The sequence below is a fragment of the Pseudomonas sp. HMSC067G02 genome (genome assembly GCF_001813485.1).
Classification (GTDB): Bacteria; Pseudomonadota; Gammaproteobacteria; order Pseudomonadales; family Pseudomonadaceae; genus Pseudomonas; species Pseudomonas aeruginosa.
The window spans coordinates 1-2,145 of sequence record NZ_KV812644.1 but is presented as its reverse complement, the minus strand read 5'-3'; the positions used below and the strand labels follow the sequence as shown (position 1 = coordinate 2,145).

Below are 2,145 nucleotides of genomic sequence, written 5' to 3'. Positions count from 1 at the left end.
TACCCTTCTGCAGGTGGCGCATTGCGCTGCGGGGCGCGCGGCCCCCTTGAAAGGCCGTACCTGCACCCCATTCCTGGCCCAGCCCTCGCGCTGGGCTTTTTCATTTCTGCCCCGGCGAGGGGAACTGAGACGATGAAGATGCCCGACAAACCCGACACCTGGGCAGCCCTGCTCGCCTGGCTGAGCCAGCATGCGCCGATCATCTACGCCTCCCTGCTGTCGTGGGCCATGGCCATGGCCAGGATCATCTACGGCGGCGGCACGCGCCGGCAGGCGCTCCTAGAGGGCGCGCTGTGCGGTGGCCTGGCGCTGACGATTATCAGCAGCTTCGAGTTCTTCGGCGTGCCGCAGAGCATGGCCACCTTCATCGGTGGCTGGATCGGCTTCCTGGGCGTCGAGAAGATCCGCGACCTGGCCGACCGTTACGCCGGGATCAAACTACCGCGTCGAGGGTCTGGCGAATGAAGATCACCGCCGATCAACTCGACCGCGCTACTGGCTGCGGCGCCGCTACTGCCTTGACTTGGGGCGAACACATCAACGGCGCCATGGCCCGGTTCGAGATCAACACGCCCGAGCGCGCGGCGATGTTCCTGGCCCAAGTCGGGCACGAAAGCCAGAGCCTCAAGCGCCTGGTGGAGAATCTGAACTACTCCGCCGAGGGGCTGCTCAAGACCTGGCCGAAGCGGTTCACGCCGGTAGAGGCGAAGCAGTACGCCCGACAGCCTGAGCGCATCGCCAACCGCGTCTACGCAAACCGGATGGGCAATGGGTCGCCGGATACGGGCGATGGGTATCGATACCGGGGCCGGGGCCTGATCATGATCACCGGCCACGACAACTACGCCGAAGCCGCCCGTGCCCTGGCGCTGCCACTGGTAGCGCAACCGGAGTTGCTGGAGCAACGGACCTGGGCAGCAATCGCCGCGGGGTGGTGGTGGAAGTCGCGGGGTTTAAACGACTTGGCGGACCAAGGCCGATTCGAGCGGATCACTCTGAAGATCAACGGCGGCTACAACGGTGCTGAGGATCGAGTGGCGCGTCTCGAATGGGCGCGCGCAGCGCTGGCGAGTGTGTGATGAGGTGGGTTCCATGGTTGATCGTCGCGCTCGTTGCGATGGGGATGATGTGGCGGATGGACCGCCTGAGCCTGCAAGTGACCGCAGAGCGGGAGCGTGCTGACGTCGCGGCGCAGGAGCGTGACCGCAATCAGCAGATGATCGATCTGCAGGCCGGCGTTCTCGCTGAACAGCAACGCCAACTCGGCCGCGTCGCCGAGATCGAACTGCAAACCCGACAACTCGGCGAAGCCCTGGAGGTCCAGGGCGCGCGCCACGCTGCGGCGTTACGGGAGTTGAAAGAGAATGACCAGGCTGTTCGCGACTGGCTGCGTGCTGGCATCCCTGCTGGCCTTGGCCGGATGTACGCCCGCCCCGAAACCACTGACCCCAGCGCCTACCGCGCAGCAGGCCAAGTGTCCGCTGACGCCGTGTCGGCTCCCAGGCCGCCCGCCGCTGGCGAACGGTGAGGATGCAACTGCGGCGATCGATGCCGTTGAAGCTGCGTTGACAGCGTGCGCGGTACAGGTGCTGGACTGCATCGAGCGACAGGAGTGAACCATGCCGAGACGACCGGCTAAGCCCTGCGCGTACCCAGGATGCAACGTGCTGATCCGACAGGGCTCGCACTGCGAGAAGCATGCGGTGCTTGCTCAGCAGCAGCGGGAGAAGCACCTGCAGGCCGTTCACGCTCGCTACAACCAGTGTCGGGATGAATCCGATGGGTTCTACAAGACCGAGCGCTGGAAGCGGCTCTCCGCTCGATATCGACGGCTGCACCCGATCTGCGAGGAGTGTGACGAAGCTCCGAGCCAGATCACCGACCACATCAAGGCGCGCAAGACTCACCCCGAGCTGAGCCTGGTCTGGTCGAACCTGCGCGCCCTGTGTCGGGCGTGCCACAACCGCGTAGGCGAGCGCGTTGGACGGATCGAGAACGGTGCGGATCCTGGCGCCCCGAGGATGCCCCGAATTGGTGCATTGAAACGCCCAGGGGAGGGGGGTGGCTGAAAGTTCTGGCGGCCAACCTCCCGAACGACGGGGGGAACCGGATTTACGCGCCCGCGAAATTAAAAAATCAGGAGTT

The 2,145-nt window shown here is 65.1% G+C and carries 4 protein-coding genes; all 4 read left to right on the top strand.

Translation table 11 applies throughout. From position 1 onward, the window contains the following. Window positions 1-132: 132 nt before the first annotated feature. Window positions 133-465, top strand: a complete 333-nt coding sequence (locus HMPREF2914_RS09330; RefSeq protein ID WP_023981185.1) for a phage holin, lambda family — start codon at window positions 133-135, stop codon at window positions 463-465. Further along, the gene (locus HMPREF2914_RS09325; RefSeq protein ID WP_023981184.1) at window positions 462-1,079 is read left to right on the top strand and encodes a glycoside hydrolase family 19 protein; all 618 of its coding nucleotides are present in this window, start codon (window positions 462-464) and stop codon (window positions 1,077-1,079) included. Before HMPREF2914_RS09330 ends, HMPREF2914_RS09325 begins: the two co-directional genes overlap by 4 nt. Window positions 1,080-1,364: 285 nt before the next feature. Next, the gene (gene lysC / locus HMPREF2914_RS33145; protein ID WP_023465506.1) at window positions 1,365-1,616 is read left to right on the top strand and encodes an Rz1-like lysis system protein LysC; all 252 of its coding nucleotides are present in this window, start codon (window positions 1,365-1,367) and stop codon (window positions 1,614-1,616) included. 48 nt (window positions 1,617-1,664) lie between these two features. Continuing rightward, entirely contained in the window at window positions 1,665-2,069 is a 405-nt protein-coding gene (locus HMPREF2914_RS09315; RefSeq protein ID WP_023981182.1) for an HNH endonuclease, read from the top strand. Window positions 2,070-2,145: the final 76 nt, after the last annotated feature.